The sequence below is a fragment of the Polaromonas sp. P1_E12 genome, assembly GCF_056405975.1.
In genome coordinates, this window is the sequence record NZ_JBFUBB010000016.1 from 1 (window position 1) to 1,629 (window position 1,629).

The following is a 1,629-nucleotide window of genomic DNA, read 5'->3' on the forward strand; positions in this document are numbered from 1 at the left end:
CTGGGCGGGCAGGCCGACGTGCAGGGCGTGGCCGGCACCTGGAAGGATTTGACCGATTCGGTCAACTCCATGGGCTCCAACCTGACGGCACAGGTGCGGAACATTGCCGAGGTGACGACCGCCGTGGCGGCCGGTGACCTCTCCAAGAAGATCACGGTGGACGTGAAGGGCGAGATTCTGGAGCTCAAGAACACCATCAACACCATGGTGGATCAGCTTCGGTCATTTGCCTCTGAAGTGACACGGGTGGCGCGCGAGGTGGGTACTGAGGGCAAGCTGGGCGGGCAGGCCGACGTGCAGGGAGTGGCCGGTACCTGGAAGGATCTGACCGACAACGTGAACTTCATGGCCGGTAACCTGACATCACAGGTGCGAAACATTGCCGACGTGACCAAGGCCGTGGCCGCCGGTGACCTCTCCAAGAAGATCACGGTGGACGTGAAGGGCGAAATTCTGGAGCTGAAGAACACCATCAACACCATGGTGGACCAGCTCTCGTCTTTTGCGTCTGAAGTGACACGTGTGGCGCGCGAGGTGGGTACTGAGGGCAAGCTGGGCGGGCAGGCCGACGTGCAAGGTGTAGCCGGCACGTGGAAAGATTTGACCGACTCGGTCAACTCCATGGGCTCCAACCTGACCGGCCAGGTGCGCAACATTGCCGAGGTGACGACGGCTGTGGCGGCCGGTGATCTTTCGAAGAAGATCACGGTGGACGTGAAGGGCGAGATTCTGGAGCTCAAGAACACCATCAACACCATGGTGGACCAGCTCTCGTCTTTTGCGTCTGAAGTGACGCGGGTGGCACGAGAAGTGGGCACCGAAGGCAAACTGGGCGGCCAGGCCGATGTGCAAGGTGTAGCCGGCACGTGGAAAGATTTGACCGACTCGGTCAACTCCATGGGCTCCAACCTGACCGGCCAGGTGCGCAACATCGCCGAGGTGACCAAGGCTGTGGCGGCGGGCGACCTCTCCAAAAAGATCACGGTGGACGTGAAGGGCGAGATTCTGGAGCTCAAGAACACCATCAACACCATGGTGGATCAGTTGCGATCGTTTGCCTCGGAGGTGACGCGTGTGGCGCGCGAGGTGGGTACTGAGGGCAAGCTGGGCGGGCAGGCCGACGTGCAGGGCGTGGCCGGCACCTGGAAGGATTTGACCGATTCGGTCAACTCCATGGGCTCCAACCTGACGGCACAGGTGCGGAACATTGCCGAGGTGACGACCGCCGTGGCGGCCGGTGACCTTTCCAAGAAGATCACGGTGGACGTGAAGGGCGAGATTCTGGAGCTCAAGAACACCATCAACACCATGGTGGATCAGTTGCGATCGTTTGCCTCGGAGGTGACGCGGGTGGCACGAGAAGTGGGCACCGAAGGCAAACTGGGCGGGCAGGCCGACGTGCAGGGCGTGGCCGGCACCTGGAAGGATTTGACCGATTCGGTCAACTCCATGGGCTCCAACCTGACGGCACAGGTGCGGAACATTGCCGAGGTGACGACCGCCGTGGCGGCCGGTGACCTCTCCAAGAAGATCACGGTGGACGTGAAGGGCGAGATTCTGGAGCTCAAGAACACCATCAACACCATGGTGGATCAGCTTCGGTCATTTGCCTCTGAAGTGACACGGGTG

General features: G+C 61.2%; 1 protein-coding gene. It reads left to right on the forward strand.

The annotated features are described in order from the left end of the window. Positions 1-1,629 (forward strand): HAMP domain-containing protein (locus tag AC1D13_RS23140; protein WP_477690379.1); only part of this gene is annotated, 1,629 nt, incomplete at both ends.